Raw genomic sequence first — 22,422 nt, 5'->3', positions numbered from 1 at the left:
CTGCCCAGCCAAGACGGGGGCAGATCCACGTCGCTCAGGTCGTGTAATCCGCGTTGATGCTCACGTACTCGGCGCTCAGGTCGCAGCCCCAGGCTTCCCCGGAGGCGTCGCCCACGCCCAGGTCGACCTCGAACACGACTTCATCGGCCTTCATGCTGTCGCTCACGGCGGCGTCCCCGTAGGGCAGGGGCCGCCCGGCGAAGACGGCATGGCCCTGCACGGAGACCTTCAGGTGCTCGATGTCCACGGCGGCGCCGGAGCGGCCGACCGCCATGATGACCCGGCCCCAGTTGGGATCGTTGCCGTGAACAGCACTTTTCAGCAGCGGACTGACGCAGCAGGTGCGCGCCGCCTGCAGCGCCTCGGCCTCGCTGCGGGCGCCGCTGACCCGCACGGTCAGGAGCTTGCTGGCGCCCTCGCCGTCGGCGGCGATCTGCCGGGCCAGGTCGCGCATCACGCCCTCCAGCGCTTCCAGGAATTCACCCTCGTCCACGTCGCCGGCCGCCCCGTTGGCGAACACCACGGCCATGTCGTTGGTGCTGGTGTCGCCGTCCACCGTGACCGCGTTGAAGGTGCGCGCCACGATGTCCGGGAAGGCGGCGCGCAGCTGGGTCTGGCCGATGGCGGCGTCGGTGAAGACGAAGGCGAACATGGTCGCCATGTCGGGGTGGATCATGCCGCTGCCCTTGGCGGTGCCGAGCAGCCGCGCGCCGCCCCGCAGCGTGGCCTGCGCGAGCTTCACGCGCGTGTCGGTGGTCATGATGGCGTGCGCGAAGGCCTCGGCACCGGTGTCCAGCTCGTCGGGCAGATGCTCGATGCCGCTCAGCACCCGGTCCATCGGCAGCAGGTGGCCGATGATCCCGGTGCTGGCGGTCAGCACCTGATCGGGCGCCACGTTCAGCACGCTGCCCAGCGCGTCGGCCATGTCCTCGTTGTCGCCCGCGCCGCGCGTGCCGGTGGCGGCGTTGGCGTTGCCGGCGTTGACCAGCAGGGCACGCACGCTCTGGCCGCCCCCGTACAGGCCCCGGTTGCGGGTCACGCAGGCGGCGGCGGTGGTGCTGCGGGTGCCGGCGAAGGCCCAGGTGCAGGCCGTGTCGGACACCACGGCGCTCAGGTCGGTCTTGCCGCTGGGTTTGATGCCGGCGGCCATCACGGCGGCGCGGAAGCCCTGGGGAAGCGGCACGGAACCGGGCTGCAGCGAACTGGATGAGGAGGCGCTCATGGGGGGAAGTGTAGCGGCCCGAGCCTCCGCGGCCGCACCAGCCCCCTATACTCGCCCCACATGACCAATAAGGGCCACACAGGCGCGCGGATAGACGTGATCGTCGTCGGGGCCGGCTCGGGCGGCTGCGTGGTCGCCCGCCGGCTGCTGGACGCGGGCCTCCGGGTGCTGCTGCTCGAAGCGGGCGGCCGGGACACCCATCCGCTGATCCGCGCACCGGCCGCCTTCCCGAAACTGTTCCGCAGCGCCCTCGACTGGAATTTCGAGACCGTGCCGCAGCCCGCCGCACTCGGGCGACGCTTCTACTGGCCGCGCGGCAAGGTGCTGGGCGGCAGCAGCGCCATCAACGCCACCATCTACATCCGGGGCTCGCGGCGCGACTTCGACTCCTGGGGGCCGGGCTGGACGTGGGACGAGGTGCTGCCGGCCTTCCGGGGGCTGGAGCGCTTCCGGGGCGCCGAATCGGCCACACGCGGCGTAGAGGGGGCCTTACCCGTCGGGCACCGCGCCCAGTCGCACGAGCTGAGCCACGCCTTCGTCGAGTCGGCGGCGCAGGCGCTGGGCATCCCGCAGGCCAGCACCTTCAACGACGGCGAGCTGCGCGGCGCGGGCATCCTGGAGAGCAACCACTTACGCGGCGAGCGCTACAGCGCCTTCCGGGCCTTCCTGAAACCGGTGCTGGGGCACCCCAGGCTCACCATCCTGACCGGCGCGCACGTGCTGGAACTGCTGTGGGACGGCCCACGGGCGGCGGGCGTACGCCTGCGCTGGCAGGGCCGCACGCTGGACGCCCCGGCGGGGGGCGTGGTGCTCGCGGCGGGGGCCATCCAGACGCCGCAGTTGCTGATGCTCTCGGGTATCGGGCCACGGGCGGAACTGGCACGCCACGGCATTCCGGTCAGGGCCGATGTGGTGGGTGTCGGCGAGGGGCTGCAGGATCATCTGGCCGCGCCGGTCATCTTCCGCTCGCGCCGCGCCTCGCTGGACGCCATGCCCGAGTGGCAGGCCCTGGCCCGCTACGCCTGGAACCGCCAGGGGCCGCTGAGCAGCAACATCGCCGAGGCGTCCGCCTTCAGCCACGCCCGGCCCGGTCTGGACACGGAGCAGAGCGACCCGGACATCCAGTTCCACTTCGGCCCGGCGTATTTCCGCGATCACGGCTTCCAGCGCGCTCCCGGCCACCACTTCTCCGTGGGCCCGGTGCTGGTGGCGCCGGAGAGCCGGGGCCGTATCACGCTCTCCAGCCGCGATCCCCTGGCCGCCCCGCTGATCGACCCGGCGTACCTGAGCGACGAGCGTGACCTCCAGAGTCTGGTGGCCGGCGTGAGGCAGGCCCGCGACATCGCCTCGGTGGGGCCGCTCGCCGAGATGGCCGACGGGGAGGCCCTGCCCGGCGCCCAGGCCGAGTCCGACGAGGCCATCGCCGAGCACATCCGCCAGGAGTGCGCGACCCTGTACCACCCGGCGGGCACGGCCGCCCTGGGCGACGGCGAGGGCGCCGTGGTCGACCGCCACCTGGCCGTGCGCGGCGTGCCGGGTCTATGGGTCGCCGACGCCAGCGTGATGCCGCAGGTCATCCACGCCAACACCAACGCCACGAGCATGATGATCGGCGCGAGGGCTGCAGAGTTCGTGGCGAAGGGTCTGTAAGGGATGTAGGGAGAAAGGAATCAGGAAGGTTTGGCGTTTTTGACCCTTCTCGACGGCCTTCGACGGGTCAGGCGCACACTCCTCTCTAAAAAAGAGATCAGCTAAAACGAGCGTTCCGCCCACCGACTGACCGAACACCGCCACCGGCCCTCCGGACGTGGCCCCAACCGTTCAGGGGCGGCCCCTCTGCTCCGCAGCTGTTCCAGCCACTCTCCTTGTCTCATTGACATAGGCTCACGCGCCCATAGGCACAGCGCACGGGCCTACCGCGTCACGTCAGGATGACGCCCTGGCCGGACACGTCAACGTCCATCCCACATCCGCTGCACCAGTCAAATCCCTTGCCGAGCGCAGCGCTGCTCCCCCTGCCCTCTGGTTTGAGGGGCAGGGAAGCTTTGCGCCACCACCCCACAACGGATTCAGAAAATGCGCGGGTTCGGCGGAATATCCAGCGTATTGCTGCTGTCCGTCTCATCGGCCCAGACCTTCATGTGCGTGAGCTTCGCCGAGCCGAAGGTGGTCGTGAAGGCCACGTCGGAGGCGTCGCGGCCCTGCGCGATCAGCACGCGGCCCACGCGGGGCTTGTTGTGGCGGGCGTCGAAGGTGCGCCACTGGCCGTCCAGGTACGCCTCGAACCAGGCGTGGAAGTCCATGGGCACGGGGTCGGGCGTGATGTCGATGTCCGGCATGTAGCCGCACACGTAGCGCGCGGGGATGTTCATGGCCCGGCAGAAGGCCACGCCCATGTGCGCGAAGTCGCGGCACACGGCCCGCTTGCTGTCCAGCGCCTGCTTGGCCGTGGTGCTCGACGTGCTGCCGTAGCCGTAGGCGCACCCGTCGTACAGGAAGTCGCTGATGGCCTGCACCTGCGCCCAGCCCCCCTGGATGTGCCCGAAGCGCTCCCAGGCCTCGGCGCTGACCAGATCGCTGTCGACGTAGCGGCTGGGCAGCAGGTACGCGATGGTCTCGTCGGGCAGCTCCTCGACCGGCATCTTGCGGAGGGTCGGCAACTGCGGATCCGGGTGGCGCGTGACCTCGGCGATCAGGTCGTGGCCCAGGGTGAAGGTGCCGGGCTGGGCCAGCGTGCGCCAGACCAGGTTGCCGTGCGAGTCGGTGTAGGTGTGGATGCCCTCGGCGGCGCCCAGGGTGCGCTGGTCGATGATGCGCTGGCGGGTGCCGGTCGCGTTCAGGCGCTGCTGGGGCTGCACCACGAACAGCATTGGCGTGGGGTAGGGCACCTCAAAGGTCAGGGAGAACCCCGCGCGGACCCGGACGGGGTGTTCGATGGGGGCCGTTTCGACAGACACAGCAGGGATGGTGCCGGACGGGGTGGGGCTGGATACGTTCGACTCGGGCGGCTCCATGCGCTCCAGTGTGACGCCTCGGACGGCTCATAAAGGTGTGAAGTCGACGCGCGGCCGCGTTCACCCGCCCCTGGCCCGGCCCGTGCGGGGCCACGCTAGCCTGGAGGGCATGAACCGCCTGTCCAGCGAATCGAGTCCCTATCTGCGCCAGCACGCCGACAACCCGGTGGACTGGCAGCCCTGGAGCCCGGCCGCCTTCGAGCAGGCGCGCGAGCGGGACGTGCCGGTGCTGCTCTCCGTGGGGTACTCGACCTGCCACTGGTGCCATGTGATGGCCCACGAGAGTTTCGAGGACGAGGCCACCGCCGCCTACATGAACGCCCACTTCGTGAACGTCAAGGTCGACCGCGAGGAGCGGCCGGACGTGGACGCGGTGTACATGGCCGCCACCCAGGCGATGACCGGTCAGGGCGGCTGGCCCATGACCGTGTTCCTGACCGCTGACGCCGAACCCTTCTACGCCGGCACGTATTTCCCGCCGCGCGACGGCCACGGCCTGCCCAGCTTCGGGCGCGTGATGGCCTCCGTGGTGAACGCCTGGACGACCGAGCGGAGCAAGCTGCTGGGCAATGCCCGCGCCCTGACCGAGCATGTGCGCGAGGCCAGCCAGCCCCGCCCCGCCCAGGGCGACCTGCCGGAGGGCGCGCTGGAGCGGGCCGTGGACAACCTGCGCCGCCTGTACGACCCCGTGCGGGGTGGCTTCGGCCGGGCGCCCAAGTTCCCGGCCCCGACCACGCTGGACTTCCTGCTGACCCAGCCCGGCGGCCGCGACATGGCGCTGGGCACCCTGCGGGCCATGCTCGCGGGCGGTATCCACGACCAGCTGGGCGGGGGCTTTCACCGCTACTCGGTGGACGCCGAGTGGCGCGTGCCCCACTTCGAGAAGATGCTCTATGACAACGCCCAGCTGACCCGCACGCTGCTGCGCGCCTACCAGTTCACCCACGACGAGACCTTCGCCGACGCCGCCCGCAGCGTGTTGGCCTATCTGGAGCGCGAGATGCGCTCCCCAGAGGGCGGCTTCTACTCCGCCCAGGACGCCGACACGGACGGCGTGGAGGGTCTGACCTTCACCTGGACACCCGCCGAGGTGCTGGAGGTGCTGGGCGATCCGGAGGACGCGGAAGTGCTGACGCGCCACCTGGGCCTCAGTGCGGAGGGCAATTTCCTCGATCCCCACCGGCCGGAGTTCGGGAAGCGCAGCGTGCCCTTCGTGGCCCAGACCCCGGCCCAGCTGAGCGGTTCCGGCGACCCGGACGGGGCGGCCCTGCGCTTACGCCTGGACGCCCTGAAAGCCCGCCTGCACGCCTCGCGCCAGACCCGGCCCCAGCCCGGCACCGACGACAAGGTGCTGACCTCCTGGAACGGGCTGGCCCTGGCGGCCTTCGCGGACGCCGCCCGGATCCTGCAGGAGCCGGCCTACCTGCAGGTCGCCCGCCAGACCGCCGCCTTTCTGCACGGGCAGATGCGCCTGCAAGGCGGCACCCTGCGCCACACCTACGCGCGGGGCGAGGCGCGGGTGGAGGGCCTGCTGGAGGATCACGCGCTGGTCGGGCTGGGCCTGGTGTCGCTGTTCCAGGCGGGCGGCGACCTGGCCCACCTCGAGTGGGCGCGCGAGCTGTGGACAGTGGTCGTGCGCGACTTCTGGAACGAGGAGGCCGGCGCCTTCATGGCCTCGGGCGGGCGGGCCGAGCCGCTGCTGACCCGGCAGGCGCCCGGCTTCGACAGCGCGGTGATCAGCGACAACGCGGCCGCCGCCCTGCTGGCCCTGTGGATGGATCGCTACTACACCCTGCCGGAGGCCGAGGCGCTGGCCCGGCGCACGGTGCAGACCTTCGCCCGCGACATGCTGGCGGCGGCCAGCGGCTTCGGCGGACTGTGGCAGGCGGCGGCCTTCCTGCACGCCCCCCACGCCGAGGTCGCCATCATCGGCAGCCCACAGGAGCGGCGGGCGCTGGAGGCCGTCGCGGCGGGCGTACCCCTCCCCTTCTGCACCCTGGCCTTCACGGAAGAAGGCGGAGCGCTGCCGGTGCTGGAAGCCCGGCCGGGCGGGGGCCGGGCCTACGTGTGCGTGAACCGCGCCTGCGAGCTGCCCACCCAGGACGAGCAGGTCTTCCGCACGCAACTGGAGGCGCTGGCGAGGGATCAGGGGCTTTCGTAGAGCGTCAACCGATCAATTGTTATGCCTTCGCTCCCCCTCCCCTCGCGGGACTCGGAGGAGCCGCTGGGGGAGAGGCTTGGGCTGAGGGGGAAGGTAAGCGGCGGATAAGTCCAGGCCGGTTTCGAGCCCTGACGTGTCGGTTGACGCTGCACACACTCGTCGGACGCAGAGCCGCAGCTTGACCGGGGACAGCATGTGACGGTGCAGGGCGGGTGGGACGGGAACAGCTGGGGCGCCCAGGCCGCCGGCTCCGGCCATCACGGTTCCGGGTGCTGGAGTACGGGCACCGGCTTCAAGGCCGGGTCAGTTCACTCACGCCGTCCGGCGAGGCCACGAACGCCCGTTCGGCCATGCCCAGGAAGAAGCCCGTGTCCACCACGCCCAGCGTGCCCTTGAGCTGCCGCTCCAGGGTGGGCGGGTCGATGGCGCCGGGCAGCTGCGCGTCGTAGATGTAGTTGCCGTTGTCGGTCAGGAAGGGCTGGGCGCCGGGCTGTCTCAGGCGGCCGCCGGGCAGTTGCGCGCGCAGACGCTCGATGGTGCTCAGGAAGCCGAAGGCGGCGATCTCGACCGGCAGCGGGGCCTTCTCGCCCAGCCGGTTCACCACCTTGGTGTGGTCGGCGATGATGATCAGCCGCCGCGCCTGCACCTCGGTCAGTTTCTCGCGCAGCAGCGCGCCGCCCAGGCCCTTGATCAGATCGAGATTGGGAGCGACCTCGTCCGCGCCGTCAATGGCGATGTCCAGCGCGCGGGGATCGAGCACCTCGACCCGCAGGCCCACCTGCCGCGCCAGGGTGTCGCTGGCCTCCGAGGTCGCCACGCCCACGATGCCCGTGAGTTCACCGGCCTGAACCCGTCGGCCGAGCTCTTCGATGGCGTATTTCGCCGTGCTGCCGGTGCCCAGGCCCACCCGCATCCCGCTCTGCACCAGATCCACGGCCCGCAGCGCCGCCTCCTTTTTCAGGGTTTCCAGATCAGCCACGGCTGGGGCTCTCCCCGCCGGCCCGGTCTTTCTCGATGGCGGCGGCCACGGCGTCGGCGTGCCCCTCGACCTGCACGGCCAGCCAGGCTTTCACCAGGCGGCCGTCCGGGCCGATCAGGAAGGTCTGGCGTTTGATCCCCCGGACGACCTTGCCGTACATGTTCTTGTCGCCGTAGGCCCCGATGCTCTCCAGGTAGGCCGCGCCGGGATCGCTCAGCAGGGGGAAGGGCAGGCTGTACTTCTCGGCGAAGCTCTGGTGGCTCTCGGCGTCGTCGGCGCTGATGCCCAGGATGGCGGCGCCGTGGGACTTGAGCAGGGCGTTGTCGCGGAAATCGCAGGCTTCTTTGGTGCAGCCGGGCGTGTCGTCCTTGGGGTAGGCGTAGAGCACCACGTACTGCCCGAGGTAGCCGGAGAGCTGGCGCGGCTGGCCCTGGGCGTCCTGGAGAGTGAAGTCGGGGAAGGGAGTGCCGACGGCGGGGGAGGTCATGCGGTCAGGGTAACGCAGGGGCCGGGGGTGCAGAACGCCCGGCGCCGATCCGGGTCGGAGGCGCTGCCCCATTCAGACGCCGTGCCACCCAGACGCCGTGCATCTTTAGACGGTTGTGCGTTCTCAAGTCCGGATGCGTATGCTGGGGGGCGTGAAGCTCGCCCCATACATCGACCACACCCTGCTGAAAGCCACCGCCACCGCCGCCGATATCCGGGTGCTGTGCGCCGAGGCGCGCGAGCACAGCTTCTACGCCGTGTGCCTCAATCCCGTGTACGTGCCGCTGGCGAAGGCTGAACTCTCAGGCAGCGACGTGAAGATCGCCACCGTCTGCGGCTTTCCGCTGGGCGCGGTCAGCCCGGCCCAGAAGGCGGCCGAGGCGGCCATGAGCGTGCAGGCGGGCGCCGACGAGGTGGACATGGTCATCCACATCGGCGCGGCGCTGGCGAACCGCTGGGACGAGGTCGAGGCCGATGTCCGCGCGGTGCGTGAGGCGATTCCCGCTCACGTGCTGAAGGTGATCATCGAGACCTGCTACCTGACGGACGAGCAGAAGCGCGGGGCGACCGAGGCGGCCGTGCGCGGCGGCGCGGACTTCGTGAAGACCAGCACCGGCTTCGGCACGGGCGGCGCCACCCCCGCCGACGTGCGCCTGATGCGCGAAGTGATCGCCGGCCGCGCCCGGATCAAGGCGGCCGGCGGGGTGCGAACCCCCGCCGACGCGGCCGAGATGATCGAGGCCGGAGCCACGCGCCTGGGCACCTCGGGCGGCGTGGCGCTGGTCGCCGGAGACCGCGCCGCCGGAGACCGCGCGGGCGAGGGGTACTGATGGAGGGCGGCGCGGGCACCCGTGGCGGGGTGCCGGAGGTCGTCCTGGCTTCAGGCAGCCCCCGGCGCCGCGAACTCCTGGGCCTGCTCGGCGTGGAGTTCCGCGTGCAGCTCAGCGGCGAGGCCGAGGAGAGTGCGGAGACCGACCCCCACGCCCTGGCCGGCGAACTCGCGCTGCTCAAGGCCCGCGCGGTGGCCGCCGCCCATCCGCAGGCGGTCGTGATCGGGGCCGATACGGTGGTCGCCTCGGGGGGGACGCTGCTGGGCAAACCCGCGGACGCCGCCGAGAACGCGGCCTTCCTGCGGGCGCTCTCGGGCAGGATCCATCAGGTCTATACCGGCGTGGCCGTGGTATCGGGCGACCAGACCGAGGTCGAGGTCGCCCGCGCCGACGTCACCTTCCGGGCCCTCTCGGACGCGGAGGTCGCGTACTACGCCCAGTCCGGCGAGGGGCTGGACAAGGCCGGCGGCTACGGCATCCAGGCGCTGGGTATGGCGCTGGTCGAGCGGGTGGAGGGCGAGTACAGCGCGGTGGTGGGCTTTCCGCTGTCGGTGGTGATCCGGCTGCTGCGCCGCGCCGGAGTCACGGTGTGGAACGAGGCCCTCCCCCATCGGGGCGACGAGGTGCAGGCGGCCCCTGATCCGGAGGTCAGCCCGGCGTGAACTGGCGGCGTCTGCTCCTGGTGTTCTCGGCCCTGATGCTGCTCAGTCTGGTCGCCACCCGCTTTCAGGTGGCGGCCCCCACGGCGCTGCGTTCGGGCACGGTGCCGATCACGCGGGCCAGCGTGACCGTGGCCGACAACCTGCGCCACGCCTACCAGACGCTCGTGCAGGAACGCGAACTGGCCCGCGAGGTCGCCTCCCTCCGCAAGCAGAACGACGTGCTGCGCCAGCGCAACGAACTGCTGACCCGCGAGGCCGCGAGACTCCGGCAGCTGCAGGTCATCACCCAGACCCAGGCGCCGAACGCGGTGGGCATCGCCCAGGTGATCGCGGTCTCGCCCAGCCCGCTGCTGGCCCGGCTGACCCTGAACCTGGGCCAGAACGCGGGGGTGCGGGTGCGGATGCCGGTCACGGTGCCCGGTGGGCTGGTCGGCCAGATCAGCGACGTGAGCGGCAAGGAGTCGACCGTGGTCTCACTGGTCGATCCGGAGAGCAGCGTGGGCGTGACCCTGCAGGGCAACCGCGGGGGGCGGGGCCTGGCGCGCGGCGTGCCGCCGGACCGGCTGCGCGCCGACTTCTCGCGCAGCATTCCGATCAAGGTCGGCGACGTGCTGGTCACCAACAGCCTGGGGGGCGTGTACCCCGTGGGCATCCGGGTGGGCACCGTGGAAAAGGTGCTGCCGCTGGGCCCCAACGATCTGAACCGCACCGTGATCGTGAAGCCGGCGGTGGATGTCGGCGTGGTCGAGGACGTCACCATTCTGGAGGGGTTGTAATGGGCACCGGGACGCTCCAGGTGGGCGGCTGATGCGCGCGGATCTGCCGCGCCGGGGGCTGAGCCGCTGGCTGGGGCCGCTGGTGCTGGTGGTCCTCCTGATCGCCCTGCAGGGCCTGCTGACCCGGCTGGCCGACGCCGCCGGCCTTCCGGCCCCGGACCTGTTCCTGCTCACCGGGGCGGGGCTGGCCTGGCGGATGCGGCCCGCCTGGGCGCTGGTGGCGGCCTACGGCGTGGGACTGGGCCAAGACGTGCTGGGCGGCGGCATGATCGGTCTGCACGCCGCCGGGATCGCCGGTGGGGCGCTGCTGGTGCTGCTGGTGCGCCGCTACTTCGCGAACTCCGGCCCGGTGCAGGGGCTCCTGACCGTGGTCATGGCGGTGGTGGGCCAGTGGCTGGCCTTCCTCCTGATCACCTACTGGCTGCGCTCCGAGCTGGTCACCGTGGAACTGCTGATCCGCACGGTGCCGCCGGCGCTGCTGCTCACTCTGCTGGTCTCCGGCCCGTGGGAGCGCGTGCTCGAATGGGGGATCGGCCCCAGACCGTCGGAGAACCTCTCGTGATACGGACTCCGTCCAATTCCCGGACAGTCGGAACCTCACCGCCTGTCCGTCCGTCTCCCGGAGTCCGTCCTTTCTCCTTCTTCCCCTGGTCGGATTGAACCCCACACAGACGGGATTCAATCGGAGTCCGTATGAGATACTGGAAATACCCTGTATGAGCCGAACTGGAGACACCCTGGATCGTCGAGACCGCCTGCGCCGCCGGGCGGGTGGCGGTTCCGGCCGCACGGGCGCCCGGCCGCGGGGCAACGGCGCGTCCCGCGTGGCCTGGATGGCGCTGGCCTTCAGCCTGACGCTGGGCGGCCTGGGGGCACGGCTGTACCAGCTCCAGGTCGTGCAGCACAGCGAATACGCGGTGCAGTCGGCCAGCAATTTTCAGCGCGACGACGTGGTGCGCGCCCTGCGCGGCGAGATCCGCACCCGCGACGGACTGCTGCTGGCGACCAACCGGCTGGCCGTGGATCTGGTGTACACCGGCCGCAAGGAGCCCGGCGACCCGGCGCAGGCGATTCCGGCCTGGGACAAGATCGTGTACCTGGCGGGCATCAAGCCGGACGCCCTGATGAACGGCCAGCCCCGCGAACCCGACCCCCACAAGGAAACCGAGACGGTGCTGGCCCGCAACGTGGCCGAGAAGAATCTGGCGGCGCTGTACGAGTACACCGTGCTGGTGCCCTCGCTGGAACTGCGCGAACGGGTCGAGCGCATCTACCCCCAGGGCAAGATGGCCGCCCACCTGCTGGGCTACGTGCAGGAGGCCAGCGACAGCCAAGTCAAGGAAGGCGGCTATACGCTGGGCGACATGGTGGGCCGCTCCGGGCTGGAATACAGCCTGCAGAAGACCCTGGAGGGCAGGAACGGCCTGCGCCGCCGCGAGGTCACGGCCAACGGCCGCCCGCAGACCGAGCGCATCATCGACCCCGGCCAGGAGGGCAAGGACGTCACGCTGACCATCGACAGCACCCTGCAGCGCGCCGCCGAGACCGCGCTGCGGGCCGAACTGGCCGAGATCAACGCCGGCCGGGCCAAGAACAACCAGCCGCCCGAGACCCTGACCCGCGGCGCCATCATCGCCATCGACCCGCGCACGAACGAGGTGCTGGCGATGGCGAGCAGCCCCGCCTACGACCCGAACTGGTTCTCGCGGGTGCCGAGCCCGGATCCGGTGGCCAAGAACTGGGCGGTCGACCCCAACCGCCCCAACGCGGAACTGGACGCTGTGACCGCCAACCGGGTGGTGCAGGCCTACAACCCGGGCAGCGTGTTCAAGATCGCCACCACGCTGATGTACGTGGAGCGCTGGGGCAACTTCACCCTGCCGTGTAACCCCGTGTACTACTTCGGCCGGGCCTCGTTCAACAACTGGGCGCACCACAGCCTGGGGATCGTGGACGGCCGCAAGGCGATCGCCTTTTCCTGCAATCCCTGGTACTACCATTCGGCGGCGCTGGCCACCCCCGGCGTGTACTCGCGCCAGCTCAAATCCCGTCTGACCGAACTGGGCTACCACCGGGAGACCGGGCTGGAGATCGTGGGCGAGAAGACCGGCCTGCTCACCGACATCGGCGACTACCGCGACCCGGAAGACAGCACGAGCCGCAAGTCGCCGTGGTATCCCGGCTTCGGCCTGAACATGAGCATCGGCCAGGGCGACGTGCTGGTCACGCCCGCGCAGGTGGTCAAGGTCATGTCGACCATCATCAACGAGGGACAGGAACGGCCATTGACCGTGATCCAGGCGGTCGCCGGCAAGGCGCAGCCCCGCAAGCCGGCCCAGAGCGTCGTGCGGGGCGGCAACGTGGAGGTCTTCCGCTTCGTCAAGGAAGGCATGGACTGGACGACCTCGATCTTCGGTGGCACGGCCAGCACCAAGATCGGCCCGACCCTGTTCCCGGTGGCGACGGCCGGCAAGACCGGCACCGCCGAGAACGGCATGAGCCGCCGCAAGCAGTCCTATGCCTACACCCACGGCTGGTACGAAGGCTACGGCCCCGTCGGGACGGGGCAGACGCCCACCTTCGCGGTCGTGACCTTCTTCCAGAACGGCGGCGAGGGCTACGGGCCGGGGCTCAATGCCGCCAAGCGCATGTTCGCTGCCCGCTGGTGCGTGAACCTCGGCGAGCGCCTGAGCGCCCTGCCGCTGAGTGCCCAGCAGCCCTGCCTGGGCGAGCTGGATCACATGCGCGCGGTGTACAAGGCGCGGGCGGAGCGGGCGAAGGCCGCCCTGAACGCCCCGCCGGCCCCTGCGGCGCCGTAGGGGCCGGACGCGCCCCGCAGCTCTACTCCACGCTCGCCTCGACGTGGATCTCGCTGTTGAGCGACGCCGCCACCGAGCAGTACTTCTCGTGGCTGAGCAGCGCGGCCTTGTGCAGCGCCTCGGCGCTCACGCCCTCGCCGCTGCCGATGTGGCGCACGGTGATCCGGGTGTAGCGCTTGGGGTGTGTCTCGGCCCGCTCGCCCTCGACCTCGATCCGGTAGGTCGCCAGCGGGGTGCGGCGCTTGGCCATGATGTCCACCACGTCCACGGCCGTGCAGGTGGCCAGCGCCCCCAGCAGGGCGTCCATGGGCGAGACGCCGATCTTGAGGGGGCTGTTGTCGATCAGGAGCTGCTGGCCCGTGGGGTTGAGTCCCACGTAGCGCTGTTCGCCGAGCCAGGTGACGTTCAGGGTCTTCTTCATGGCCCCAGGCTAGCGTCTGCCCAGACCCAGGGGCTGTCCGCCGGTCTCTGGAGTCCGGCCCGTGCCTACCCCAGATCGTCGTCCTCTTCGGGCAGGGGCAGCCGCACGCGGAAGGTGGCGCCGCCGCCCGGGGTGTCGACCACGTCGATGGTGCCGCCATGCGCGGTGACGACCTGCTGGGCGATGGTCAGGCCCAGGCCCGCCGAGCCGGCCTCCTTGCCGCGGTAGAACTTGTCGAAGATGCGGGGCTTGATGTGGTCGGGCACGCCCGGGCCGTGGTCGACCACGCGCACCTCGACCTCGCCCGCCCGTAGCCCGGCCTCTATCGTGACCAGGTCGGCCCGGCCGCTGACCCGGATGGCGTTGGTCACCAGATTCACGAAGACCTGGGTCAGGCGGCCCGGATCGCCCACCACCTCCAGATCGTCCTCCGGGGCGCGCACGCCGAAGTCGCGTCCCACCTGGCGCAGCAGCTGGCCCAGGTTCATGAAGTGCATCTCGATGCTCTGCACCAGTTCGCCGCGCGAGAGCTGCAGCAGGTCGTTGACCAGCCGTGTCATGTTCTCGGCCACGCGCTGGGCGTCCTGCAGGGTCTGGCTGCCGCCCACCTCGCGTTCGGCGCGGCGCAGGTAGCCGTGCAGGGCGGTCAGCGGGGTGCGGAGCTCGTGGCTGGTCTCGGCCAGGAAGGTCTTCTGCAGGTTCAGGGCCTCCTCCAGCTGGCGGGCCTGGATCTCCAGGCGCTGGCTCTGGCGCTCGGCCACGTTCCGCAGGCGTTCCACCTCTTCCAGGCGGGCCTGCAGGGAGCGGTTCAGCTCACGGACTTCCTGCTCGGCCAGCTCGCGGCTGACCTGGGCGTCCACCTCGGCGATGGCGCGCTTGACTGCCGGCGAGAGGCGTTCGAGCCGCTGCTTGAGGATGTAGTCGGTGACCCCCTCGCGCAGGGTGTCCACGGCCGTCTCCTCGCCCATGGCCCCGGTCACGATGATGAAGGGCACGTTGGGCAGCAGCTCGTGGGCGGCCCGGAAGGCGCTCAGGCCGTCGTAGGTGGGCAGCGCAAAGTCGCTGAGGATCAGGTGGGGACGGCCGCCCAGCAGCGCGGATCGGAACCCGGCCTCGTCCTCGACCCGCGTCACCTGCGTCGGCCAGGGCAGTTCGCCCTCCAGATGGAACAGCACCAGCTCGTGGTCGAGTTCGTTGTCCTCCAGATGCACGATCCGCAGGGCCTCGCCGGGCCGGGGCGTGTGGTAGCCCCCGAGCGTCTGGGTGGAAGGGGTCACTGGGGCTCCTGAAGGGGCAGCGTCACGGAGAAGGTGGCCCCCACGCCCAGTTCGCCGGTGGCCGCCACCTGACCTCCGTGCCGGCCCACGATCCGGCGCACATTGGCGAGCCCGATGCCGATCCCCTCGAATTCGTCGGCGCGGTGCAGTCGTTGGAACACGCCGAACAGTTTATCCACGTATCTGGGGTCGAAGCCCACACCGTTGTCACGAATGCTCACCGTGACCTGGCCCCCCTGCAGCGCGGCACTGACCTCGATGTGCGCCAGCTCGCGTGTGCGCGTGTATTTCACGGCGTTGCTGAGCAGATTCGTGAAGACCAGCTCAAGCATGGTGGGGTCGCCTTGGATGGTCGGCAGCGGCCGCAGCACGAACTCGATCTGCCGGCCCTGGCGATCGGGCTCCAGGGCCAGCCAGCTGGCACCCACCAGCGCCTCCAGATCCACCGGCACGCTTCTGAGCTCCTGGCGGCCCATGCGCGAGAATTCCAGCAGGTCGTCGATCAGCTGGCTCATGCGCGTGGCCGACTCGGTGATGATCCCCAGGTAGCGCTGGGCCTTGGGGCTCAGGCCCGCCGGCCCGGCCTCCCGGGCGGCCTCCTTGCCCAGCAGGTCGCCGAAGCCCACGATGTGCCGCAGGGGCGTGCGCAGGTCGTGGGACACGGAATAGCTGAAGGCCTCCAGCTCGCGGTTGGCGTTCTCCAGTTCCTGGGTGCGGCGCTCGACCCGCTCCTCGAGCGACTGGTTCAGGGCCTGCAGATCCTGCTGGGCCCCGATCACCCGCCGCTGCAGGGCGTCGTTCTCCAGCGCCGCCGCGAAGCGCCCCGCGAGCTCGTGCGCCAGTTCCTGATCCCGCTCGGTCAGCGCGTGCCGGTAGGCCAGCCCCAGCATCCCGAACAGCGCGCCGTTCTGCCCCAGCAGCGGGTAGACCAGCGCGCCGGTGGCGTGGACGCTGTGCAGCAGAGGGTGGGTGGTCAGGATCAGCGGCTCGGCGCTGTGCGCGACCCGCTCCATGGCCTGCAGCACCAGGGTTCGCATGTGCGGCTCGTTCCAGGCCGGATGGGTGAAGGAGTTCGCCACCACTTCCATCGGCCACGCGGACCACAGCGCGGCGCTGTCGACGAAGCGGGCGGTGAGCTTGCCCAGCGCCGCCCGGTACTGCCCCTCGCGGTCGCGCGAGAGCACGTCCCCCCGTAGGGTCAGCTGCTGCGAGACGTCGGCCAGCAGCCGCGCCGCGTTCTCGGCGTACACCGAGTCGTCCACGTCGGTGCAGGTGCCCACCCACTCGATCACCTGACCGGCGGCGTCCATGACCGGCAGCCCGCGCGTGACGAAGGTGCGGTAGCGGCCGCTCTCGCCCAGGATGCGGTGCTCGGCCTCGAAGGGCCGCGCGGCCCGGATGGCCGACTGCCAGCGCTGGCGGTAGGCCGGCCGGTCGTCCGGGTGGATCAGGTCGACGAAGCCCTGGGCGGCGCGTTCCTTGCCCACATACTCCTGCCAGCGGCGGTTGAAGTACACCGCCTCGCCCTGCGGATCGGTCAGCCAGACGATCTGCGGCAGGCCCTCCAGCACGCCCCGCGAGCGTTCCTCGTTGCGCTGCGCCAGCCGCTCGGCGACCAGCTGGTCGTGGATGTCGGTCAGACTGGTGACCCACTCGACCACCTGACCTTGCTCGGCGCGCAGGGGCGCGAAGTCCAGCACGAACCAGTGCTGGCGCCCGTCGGCCAGGGTCAGTTGCAGCTCCATCTGGCCGGAGCCCTGCTCGGCAGTGGCCTTCTCGCACAGCTGCAGGTAGCCCTGGCGGTCTTGGGGCGACATGCACGCCAGCAGGTCGCCGGTGCCCAGCAGCAGCTGATGCTGGGCGTTGACGAAGGTGACCTGCCCGGCCGGATCGCTGACCCGCACGATGTGCGGAATGGCGTCCAGCAGGCCCCGGTAACGCCGCTGGGCGCCCTGCACCGCCCGCTCGGCCTGCACGCGCTCGCTCACGTCCCGCACGACCTCCAGCAGCCCCAGGCGGCGCCCTTCGGGGTCGACGACCTCGCTGCGCTGGGCCTCGCCGGAGAACACCGAGCCGTCCGTGCGCCGGTAGGGCGTGGTGATCGCCTGAAACGAGGTATGCCCCGCCAGATGCAGATCCTCGTGGAGCACCGAGAGGGGCTGGCCGATCAGCTCGCCCGGTTCGATCCCGAACTGGTCGGCCAGCGCCCGGTTCACCAGCCGGATGCGGCCCGCCTCGTCGGTGAAGGCGGCGGCGTCCTGCATGGACTGGAAGATCGCCTCGAACTCGGCCCGCGCCTGCTCCTGCAGCAGCCGCGCCTGTCCCAGCGACACGTTCAGGCCCTCGGCCCGCTGGCGGGCGCCGACCTGCGCCTGCACCACTAAGAAGGCCAGCCCCGCGATCAGCATCCCCGAGAGCAGGGTGATCAGCGGCACCGTGGCCGCGAAATCCTGCCCAAAGCGGCTGTCGGCGCTGAATTCGAGCTGCCAGCGCTGCCCGGCCAGGTCGAACTGGCGGCTCTGCTGGAAGCTCATGTCCTCGGCGGGGCGGGTGCCGTACAGGTCGGTGTTGCCGAGCCGCACCTGGACGTAGGGCTGCCGGGCCTCGGCGGGCATTAGGCCCTGCACGAACTGATCGGCGCGCACCGCCATATAGATGAAGCCGCTGGGTGGCTGGCCCGCGCTGGCCACCGGCAGCATCATCAGGAAGCCGCGCAGGGGCTGGCCGTCGGCGCCCCGCTGCACCAGGGTCAGCTGCCCGGTCGCCTGCACCACGCCCTTTTGCCGCGCGGCGTCCAGGGCCGCGCGGCGGTTGGCCTCGCTGTAGAGGTCGAAGCCGATGGCCCCCAGATTGACCGCAGTGGGCGGAGCGATCACGGCGATGGGCACGCTGGCGGCCTGCGGCGACTCGCCCCGGCGGATCTGGAAATCCGGCCTGACCCGCTGGCGCAGCCGGCTCAGCAGCGCGGCGTCCGGCTGGCCGCCGGGCAGCCACGGCCCGTAGCCGATGGCCTGCACCCCCGGTGAGCGCTGCGTGAGTTCGATGCCCTCGATAAAGCGGGCGAACACCTGCTCGTCGAGCATGTCCGGATGGGTCAGCCAGGCGGCGCGGCTGGTCAGCAGCAGGCGCTCGTACTCGTCGATGCGGGTCTTCAGCGCCTCGGTGTACACCTCGACCTCGCGGTCGAAGCGGTTGTTCTGCTGCTCCCGCACGAAGGCCGAGAGCACCAGCGACACGGCGGCGGTCAGCAGCAGCACCAGGATCATGACCAGCAGCGGCGCCCGCTGGGCCCAGGCCGGCCGCGCCCTGAGCGCCTTCATACGGGTCGCCTCATGCCTGCACCCTCATCCCTGCTGCTCCCGGCCGGCCGGGCTGCTCAGGGCGTCCAGAAAGACCCCCACCGGCACGTCGGCGCCCGTCCAGGCCCGGAAGGCCAGGCGCGCCTGGTGGGCCAGCATCCCCAGCCCGTTCTCGGCGCGCCGCCCCGCCGCGCGGGCCTCCCGCATCAGGCGGGTCTCGGCGGGCTTGTAGACCATGTCGTAGACCAGGGCCCCGGCAGGCAGCCGGGTGAACCCAAAGTCCGGCAGCGGGGTCTGCCCGGGGGCGTCCAGGCCGGCGCTGGAGGCGTTGACGAGCAGGCGGATCTGCTCCCAGGGCACCTCACCGGGGTCGGCGGCCAGCGCCCGGGGGCCGGGGCGATCCGGCGCCGCCCAGGACTCGGCCAGTTCCTGGGCCCGCGCGCGGGTGCGGTTGAGGATGTACACGTCGCGCTCCAGCAGCGTCACGGCGACATAGACGGCCGCCCGCGCCGCCCCGCCGGCGCCCAGCACGGCGACGGCGCCACCGGTATTCCGGTCTCCCGTCCCGCCTGCTCCCAGTTCCAGCAGCGCCTCAAACAGGCCCTGCGCGTCCGTGTTCTCGCCGGTCAGACGCCCCTGGCGGTGGATCACCGTGTTCACGGCCCCGATGGCCCGCGCGGCCGGGGTCAGTTCGTCGAGCCAGGGCAGGGCCGCCTCCTTGTGGGGCAGGCTCAGGTTGGCGCCCAGCACGCCGGGCTGGCGCAGTCCGGCCAGCGCGGCCGGGAGCTCCGCGGCCGGCACCCGGCGCGCCTCGTAGGTGCCGTGCAGACCGGCGGCGCGGAAGGCGGCGGTGTGCATCCGGGGCGACAGCGAATGGGCGGCCGGGTCAGCGAAGAGAAATGCTCGGGTAGGTGGGTCGCCCTCCAGCTCAGTCACGCGGACAGTCTACCTGCCGCTTCCGGCGCCGGCTCGGCAGCGGATGAAGACGCCGTTCGGACAGCCTTGAAGGAGCGTCAGGCGGGGGTCAGAATGTGCGCCAGACCACGCCGGGGGGGCCGCCGAGTGGGGACAATGGGCAGGTCGAATGACCTTCCGCACCCTGTCCCTCCCCACCAGCTCCCTGGGGGGAGGGTGCGCTTTGATGCGCCCCGAGGAGACCCGTTGACCGACCTGAAGAACGCCGCCCCGAACAACGCCGCCAGCGGCGCCGCCACCGCGACCGTCACCCTGCAGGATCAGCGCGAGGCCTACGCCCTGCTGGGAGCTGGGGACGCCAACCTGAGGCGGATGCGTGAGCTGACCAAGGCCAAGGTGATCGCGCGCGGCGAGACCGTCACCATGACCGGCGAGCCGGCCGACGTGCAGCAGGCCGAGCGTATGGTGCGCGACGCGCTGGACGTGGTGCGCGGCGGCGGCGACCTGACCCCGGAGAGCCTGCTCCGCTCGGCCCGCCTGAGCGGCGAGGGCCGCAGCCTGGCCGCCGAGACGCAGACCAACGGGCTGAACCTGCCGCGCGGCCTGAAGCCCAAGACCCCGGGCCAGAAAGAGTACCTGGAGAAGATCGAGAAGAGCGACATCACCTTCGGGGTGGGGCCGGCGGGTACCGGCAAGACCTACATGGCCGTGGCGATGGCGGTGCAGGCGCTGAAAGCCAAGAAGGTCAAGCGCATCATCCTGACCCGCCCGGCGGTCGAGGCCGGCGAGAAACTGGGCTTCTTGCCCGGCGACCTGCAGGCCAAGATCGATCCCTACCTGCGCCCGCTCTACGACGCGCTTCAGGACATGCTCGACCAGGAAAAGTTCGAGTCCTACCTGACCAGCGGCGTGATCGAGATCGCCCCGCTGGCCTTCATGCGCGGCCGCACGCTGAACGACGCCTTCATCATCCTCGACGAGGCGCAGAACACCACGGGCGAGCAGATGAAGATGTTCCTGACCCGCATGGGCTTCTCCAGCCGCGTGGTCGTGACCGGCGACGTGACCCAGATCGACCTGCCGCGCCACATCACCTCCGGCCTGGCGGTCGCCAAGCGCGTGCTGAGCACCATCGAGGGCATCGCCTGGCACGAGTTCACGGACGTGGACGTGGTGCGCCACCCCCTGGTCGGGCGGATCATCCGCGCCTACGAGACCGCCGAGGAAGCCGAGCAGGACAAGCGCGCCGCCCGCCGGGGCGAGTTCGCCAGCATTCCCGAGGGCGAGGGCGACCCGAGGTAACGCGCAGGGCAGAGAGCGGAGAGCAGAGATCCAGAAGCACAGCCCCCTCTGCTCTTTGCCTTTAGCCATCTGCCCTCTGCCCTCTGCTCTGTGCCCCCTGCACTATCCTTCCCCGTGTGATTGACCTGATCGCCCGCAAGACGCCGCCCGCCGGCCTGCGCCCGGCCCTGCGCGCGAGCCTGGGGGCGGCCATGGCCCACTTCGGGGTGCACGACAAAGGCGTGACCGTGGTGCTGGTCGGTGACCGCACCATCCGCGCCCTGAAGCGGGAGCACTGGGGCGAGGACGCCGCGACCGACGTGCTGAGCTTCCCGACCTGGGAACCCGGCGACCCCTTCATGCCGCCGCACCTGGGCGACATCGTGATCTCGCTGGACACGGCCGCGCGGCAGGCGCAGGCGCGCGGCCACTCGCTGAACCGCGAGGTGGCGCTGCTGGCGAGCCACGGCCTGACCCATCTGGTCGGCCATGACCACCCCCACGCCGAGGGCCTGGGCTTCGAGGAAGGCGCCACGGGCGACGAGTGGCAGGTGTTCCACGGCGCCTGGGAGGCCGCGCGGGCCGCCCTGCCGGAGTCCGGGTGAGCGCGTGAGGTCGGACGGCTCGGCGCTGAGCTTCAGGCGCTGGTGGCGCTCGGCGGGCTTCGCCTGGGCGGGGGTGGCGGCCACGTACCGTACGCAGGCCAATTTCCGCGTGGAGGTCTGGGCGGGCGTGCTGGCCCTGGGTTTCGCGCTGTGGTTGCGGGTGCCGCTCGCCCCCATCCTGCTGAGCTGCGCGCTGGTGCTGGGGCTGGAGCTGGTGAACACGGCGGTCGAGGCCACGGTCGATCTGCTGAGCCCGCAGCCGCACCCGGCGGCGAAGCTCGCCAAGGACGCGGCGGCGGCGGCCGTGCTGCTGGCGAGCCTCGGCGCGCTAGGCGTGGCGCTGACGGTGCTGCTGCCGGCGCTGTGGCAGCGGCTGGGCGCATGAAGGCCCGCTCGGGCGCCGCCTACCCGAACCGGGACACCGCTCTGGAATGATGCGGCCGTGACCTCGCCGTCCTCCCGTTCAGAACCGACCCAGCCCCACCCCGGCGTGACCCTGCGGGGCCGCCGCCCGCGTGACCTGCCCACCCTGGAGCGCTGGCTCACCGACCCGGACGCCGAGTGGCGCCGCTGGGACGCGCCCTACTTCCATGCCGGCTCGACCACCGCCTCGCTGCAGGCCTACGTGGAGCACCTGCGGCAGACCGCCACCCGCCCCGACGAACGGGTGATCGACCTGGGCGGGCAGTGCGTGGGCATGGTCAACCGCTCGGAGGAGGAGCCGCGGGGGGGCGGCTGGTGGGATCTGGGCATCCTGGTCTATGATCCGGCCCACTGGGGCCAGGGCGTGGGCCGCGCGGCCCTCTCGCAGTGGGTGCAGGCCACCCTGGACGAGACCGACGCCCACGTCCTGACCCTCTCGACCTGGAGCGGCAACGAGCGCATGATGGGCGCCGCCCGGCGCCTGGGCTTCCGCGAGGCCGCCCGTATCCGCGAGGCCCGGCTGGTCGGCGGGATGCGCTTCGACAGCGTGAGGCTCGACCTGCTGCGCCGGGAGTGGACGCCGGTCACCCCATGAGTGCCGAGACGGTGCGCCCGGGGCGCGAGAAGGTGGTGAACCCGGCCGGCTTCCTGGCGACCCAGGATCTCAAGGAACGCGGCTGGACGCCGGCCCTGATCGCCCGCTTCCTGGGCGAGCACGACCAGACCCGGCCCAACGGCCTGCGGATGGGCCGCCGACGCCTGCCGCCGGTCAAGCTCTACGAGGAAGCGCGGGTGCTGGAGGTCGAGCGTCAGGACACCTTCCTGGCGGCCCAGGCCCGCGCCGCCGACGCCCGCGAAAAGGCCGAGCGTGCCCGCGAGACCCGCGCCCGGAGCCGCGAGGCGGCCCTCCTTGCGGCGGCCGCGTCCTACACGCCCAGCATCCACCCTGAGCCGCTCCGGAAGGGTGCGGTTCGCAAGGCGCGGGAGCCCTATCTGGCGCAGCTGGAGGCCGTGGCCGGGCACCTGGGCCAGCAGCTCGCTCAGGAGGTCGGCCGGCTGGGCGCGAAGGATCTGGAGCTGCTGGAGGGCCTGCTGCGCGAGCGGCTGGATCTGGCCCTGTCGAGCGTGTACCCCTGGTATCCCGCTCCGGGGCAGACGGCCACCGCCACCGCCCCGCGGGGCAGCGAGGCCCGGCCCAGCGACTGGCGCGAGTGGGACTGGGACTGATAAGGATTCCGATTGGTTCCGTTCT

The 22,422-nt window shown here is 71.2% G+C and carries 20 protein-coding genes; 12 read left to right on the top strand and 8 right to left on the bottom strand.

Translation table 11 applies throughout. From position 1 onward, the window contains the following. Positions 1 to 34 precede the first annotated feature (34 nt). A complete protein-coding gene (gene argJ, locus CVO96_RS15465; protein WP_103312994.1) occupies positions 35 to 1,222 on the bottom strand; it encodes a bifunctional glutamate N-acetyltransferase/amino-acid acetyltransferase ArgJ in 1,188 nt (395 codons plus the stop codon). Positions 1,223 to 1,282: 60 nt separating this feature from the next. Here argJ and CVO96_RS15460 point away from each other — a divergent pair, with 60 nt between their 5' ends. Beyond that, entirely contained in the window at positions 1,283 to 2,872 is a 1,590-nt protein-coding gene (locus tag CVO96_RS15460) for a GMC family oxidoreductase (protein WP_103312993.1), read from the top strand. A 419-nt stretch (positions 2,873 to 3,291) separates the two neighbouring features. Here the strand turns inward: CVO96_RS15460 and CVO96_RS15455 are convergent, their stop codons facing one another. Next, positions 3,292 to 4,236, bottom strand: a complete 945-nt coding sequence (locus tag CVO96_RS15455) for a transglutaminase-like domain-containing protein (RefSeq protein ID WP_103312992.1) — start codon at positions 4,234 to 4,236, stop codon at positions 3,292 to 3,294. A 109-nt stretch (positions 4,237 to 4,345) separates the two neighbouring features. Here CVO96_RS15455 and CVO96_RS15450 point away from each other — a divergent pair, with 109 nt between their 5' ends. Then, positions 4,346 to 6,397 carry a thioredoxin domain-containing protein gene (locus tag CVO96_RS15450; protein WP_103312991.1) on the top strand — a complete coding sequence of 684 codons (2,052 nt, stop codon included), beginning with the start codon at positions 4,346 to 4,348 and terminating at the stop codon, positions 6,395 to 6,397. A 292-nt stretch (positions 6,398 to 6,689) separates the two neighbouring features. Here CVO96_RS15450 and rpiA read toward each other — a convergent pair whose 3' ends face one another. Both rpiA and prxQ read right to left on the bottom strand, forming a co-directional pair. Then, on the bottom strand, positions 6,690 to 7,376 hold the full coding sequence (rpiA, locus tag CVO96_RS15445; protein ID WP_103312990.1) for a ribose 5-phosphate isomerase A: 687 nt from the start codon (positions 7,374 to 7,376) through the stop codon (positions 6,690 to 6,692). Beyond that, positions 7,369 to 7,863 carry a thioredoxin-dependent peroxiredoxin PrxQ gene (gene prxQ, locus CVO96_RS15440; RefSeq protein WP_103312989.1) on the bottom strand — a complete coding sequence of 165 codons (495 nt, stop codon included), beginning with the start codon at positions 7,861 to 7,863 and terminating at the stop codon, positions 7,369 to 7,371. Before prxQ ends, rpiA begins: the two co-directional genes overlap by 8 nt. A 151-nt stretch (positions 7,864 to 8,014) precedes the next feature. Here prxQ and deoC point away from each other — a divergent pair, with 151 nt between their 5' ends. The 5 genes from deoC to CVO96_RS15415 all read left to right on the top strand — a co-directional run bounded on the left by deoC (position 8,015) and on the right by CVO96_RS15415 (position 12,949). Then, positions 8,015 to 8,692, top strand: a complete 678-nt coding sequence (gene deoC / locus CVO96_RS15435) for a deoxyribose-phosphate aldolase (protein WP_103313553.1) — start codon at positions 8,015 to 8,017, stop codon at positions 8,690 to 8,692. Beyond that, positions 8,692 to 9,354 (top strand): Maf family nucleotide pyrophosphatase, encoded by a 663-nt coding sequence (locus CVO96_RS15430; protein WP_103312988.1) that lies wholly within the window; start codon positions 8,692 to 8,694, stop codon positions 9,352 to 9,354. Before deoC ends, CVO96_RS15430 begins: the two co-directional genes overlap by 1 nt. After that, positions 9,351 to 10,130 carry a rod shape-determining protein MreC gene (locus CVO96_RS15425; protein ID WP_243398398.1) on the top strand — a complete coding sequence of 260 codons (780 nt, stop codon included), beginning with the start codon at positions 9,351 to 9,353 and terminating at the stop codon, positions 10,128 to 10,130. Before CVO96_RS15430 ends, CVO96_RS15425 begins: the two co-directional genes overlap by 4 nt. Before the next feature lie 31 nt (positions 10,131 to 10,161). Continuing rightward, positions 10,162 to 10,692 (top strand): Rod shape-determining protein MreD, encoded by a 531-nt coding sequence (locus CVO96_RS15420; protein WP_103312987.1) that lies wholly within the window; start codon positions 10,162 to 10,164, stop codon positions 10,690 to 10,692. 154 nt (positions 10,693 to 10,846) lie between these two features. Next, complete coding sequence (locus CVO96_RS15415) at positions 10,847 to 12,949, top strand: peptidoglycan D,D-transpeptidase FtsI family protein (protein ID WP_103312986.1); 2,103 nt, start codon at positions 10,847 to 10,849, stop codon at positions 12,947 to 12,949. A 22-nt stretch (positions 12,950 to 12,971) separates the two neighbouring features. On the opposite strand, the gene CVO96_RS15410 is transcribed toward CVO96_RS15415, so the two are convergent. From CVO96_RS15410 to aroE, 4 genes are all read right to left on the bottom strand, one after another. Beyond that, complete coding sequence (locus CVO96_RS15410) at positions 12,972 to 13,370, bottom strand: OsmC family protein (protein ID WP_103312985.1); 399 nt, start codon at positions 13,368 to 13,370, stop codon at positions 12,972 to 12,974. Positions 13,371 to 13,435: 65 nt separating this feature from the next. Then, on the bottom strand, positions 13,436 to 14,647 hold the full coding sequence (locus CVO96_RS15405) for a hybrid sensor histidine kinase/response regulator (protein ID WP_243398397.1): 1,212 nt from the start codon (positions 14,645 to 14,647) through the stop codon (positions 13,436 to 13,438). Next, positions 14,644 to 17,967 (bottom strand): PAS domain S-box protein, encoded by a 3,324-nt coding sequence (locus CVO96_RS15400; RefSeq protein WP_103312984.1) that lies wholly within the window; start codon positions 17,965 to 17,967, stop codon positions 14,644 to 14,646. The genes CVO96_RS15405 and CVO96_RS15400 overlap by 4 nt, the downstream gene beginning before the upstream one ends. Before the next feature lie 24 nt (positions 17,968 to 17,991). Then, the gene (gene aroE / locus CVO96_RS15395) at positions 17,992 to 18,882 is read right to left on the bottom strand and encodes a shikimate dehydrogenase (RefSeq protein WP_243398396.1); all 891 of its coding nucleotides are present in this window, start codon (positions 18,880 to 18,882) and stop codon (positions 17,992 to 17,994) included. Between the two features lie 225 nt (positions 18,883 to 19,107). Here aroE and CVO96_RS15390 point away from each other — a divergent pair, with 225 nt between their 5' ends. From CVO96_RS15390 to CVO96_RS15370, 5 genes are all read left to right on the top strand, one after another. Beyond that, on the top strand, positions 19,108 to 20,163 hold the full coding sequence (locus tag CVO96_RS15390; protein WP_103312982.1) for a PhoH family protein: 1,056 nt from the start codon (positions 19,108 to 19,110) through the stop codon (positions 20,161 to 20,163). A 116-nt stretch (positions 20,164 to 20,279) separates the two neighbouring features. Continuing rightward, positions 20,280 to 20,747: an rRNA maturation RNase YbeY gene (gene ybeY, locus CVO96_RS15385; RefSeq protein ID WP_165795321.1), complete on the top strand. Its 468-nt coding sequence runs from the start codon at positions 20,280 to 20,282 to the stop codon at positions 20,745 to 20,747. 4 nt (positions 20,748 to 20,751) lie between these two features. Next, positions 20,752 to 21,132, top strand: coding sequence for a diacylglycerol kinase (locus tag CVO96_RS15380; protein ID WP_103312980.1), 381 nt, complete (start codon positions 20,752 to 20,754; stop codon positions 21,130 to 21,132). 57 nt (positions 21,133 to 21,189) lie between these two features. Then, positions 21,190 to 21,765, top strand: coding sequence for a GNAT family N-acetyltransferase (locus CVO96_RS15375; RefSeq protein ID WP_243398395.1), 576 nt, complete (start codon positions 21,190 to 21,192; stop codon positions 21,763 to 21,765). Beyond that, positions 21,762 to 22,397: a hypothetical protein gene (locus tag CVO96_RS15370; RefSeq protein WP_103312979.1), complete on the top strand. Its 636-nt coding sequence runs from the start codon at positions 21,762 to 21,764 to the stop codon at positions 22,395 to 22,397. Before CVO96_RS15375 ends, CVO96_RS15370 begins: the two co-directional genes overlap by 4 nt. Positions 22,398 to 22,422: the final 25 nt, after the last annotated feature.

Origin of the sequence: Deinococcus koreensis (assembly GCF_002901445.1) — a bacterium.
Lineage (GTDB): Bacteria > Deinococcota > Deinococci > Deinococcales > Deinococcaceae > Deinococcus > Deinococcus koreensis.
The sequence above is the reverse complement of the archived record's forward strand: the minus strand, read 5'-3'. Positions and strand labels throughout refer to the sequence as shown.

Excerpts from the sequence above, each read along its gene's own strand:
- argJ (WP_103312994.1), bottom strand. The coding sequence starts at position 1,222 with ATGAGCGCCTCCTCATCCAGTTCGCTGCAGCCCGGTTCCGTGCCGCTT.
- CVO96_RS15460 (WP_103312993.1), top strand. The coding sequence starts at position 1,283 with ATGACCAATAAGGGCCACACAGGCGCGCGGATAGACGTGATCGTCGTC.
- CVO96_RS15455 (WP_103312992.1), bottom strand. The coding sequence starts at position 4,236 with ATGGAGCCGCCCGAGTCGAACGTATCCAGCCCCACCCCGTCCGGCACC.
- CVO96_RS15450 (WP_103312991.1), top strand. The coding sequence starts at position 4,346 with ATGAACCGCCTGTCCAGCGAATCGAGTCCCTATCTGCGCCAGCACGCC.
- prxQ (WP_103312989.1), bottom strand. The coding sequence starts at position 7,863 with ATGACCTCCCCCGCCGTCGGCACTCCCTTCCCCGACTTCACTCTCCAG.
- CVO96_RS15430 (WP_103312988.1), top strand. The coding sequence starts at position 8,692 with ATGGAGGGCGGCGCGGGCACCCGTGGCGGGGTGCCGGAGGTCGTCCTG.
- CVO96_RS15420 (WP_103312987.1), top strand. The coding sequence starts at position 10,162 with ATGCGCGCGGATCTGCCGCGCCGGGGGCTGAGCCGCTGGCTGGGGCCG.
- CVO96_RS15415 (WP_103312986.1), top strand. The coding sequence starts at position 10,847 with ATGAGCCGAACTGGAGACACCCTGGATCGTCGAGACCGCCTGCGCCGC.
- CVO96_RS15410 (WP_103312985.1), bottom strand. The coding sequence starts at position 13,370 with ATGAAGAAGACCCTGAACGTCACCTGGCTCGGCGAACAGCGCTACGTG.
- CVO96_RS15400 (WP_103312984.1), bottom strand. The coding sequence starts at position 17,967 with ATGAAGGCGCTCAGGGCGCGGCCGGCCTGGGCCCAGCGGGCGCCGCTG.
- CVO96_RS15370 (WP_103312979.1), top strand. The coding sequence starts at position 21,762 with ATGAGTGCCGAGACGGTGCGCCCGGGGCGCGAGAAGGTGGTGAACCCG.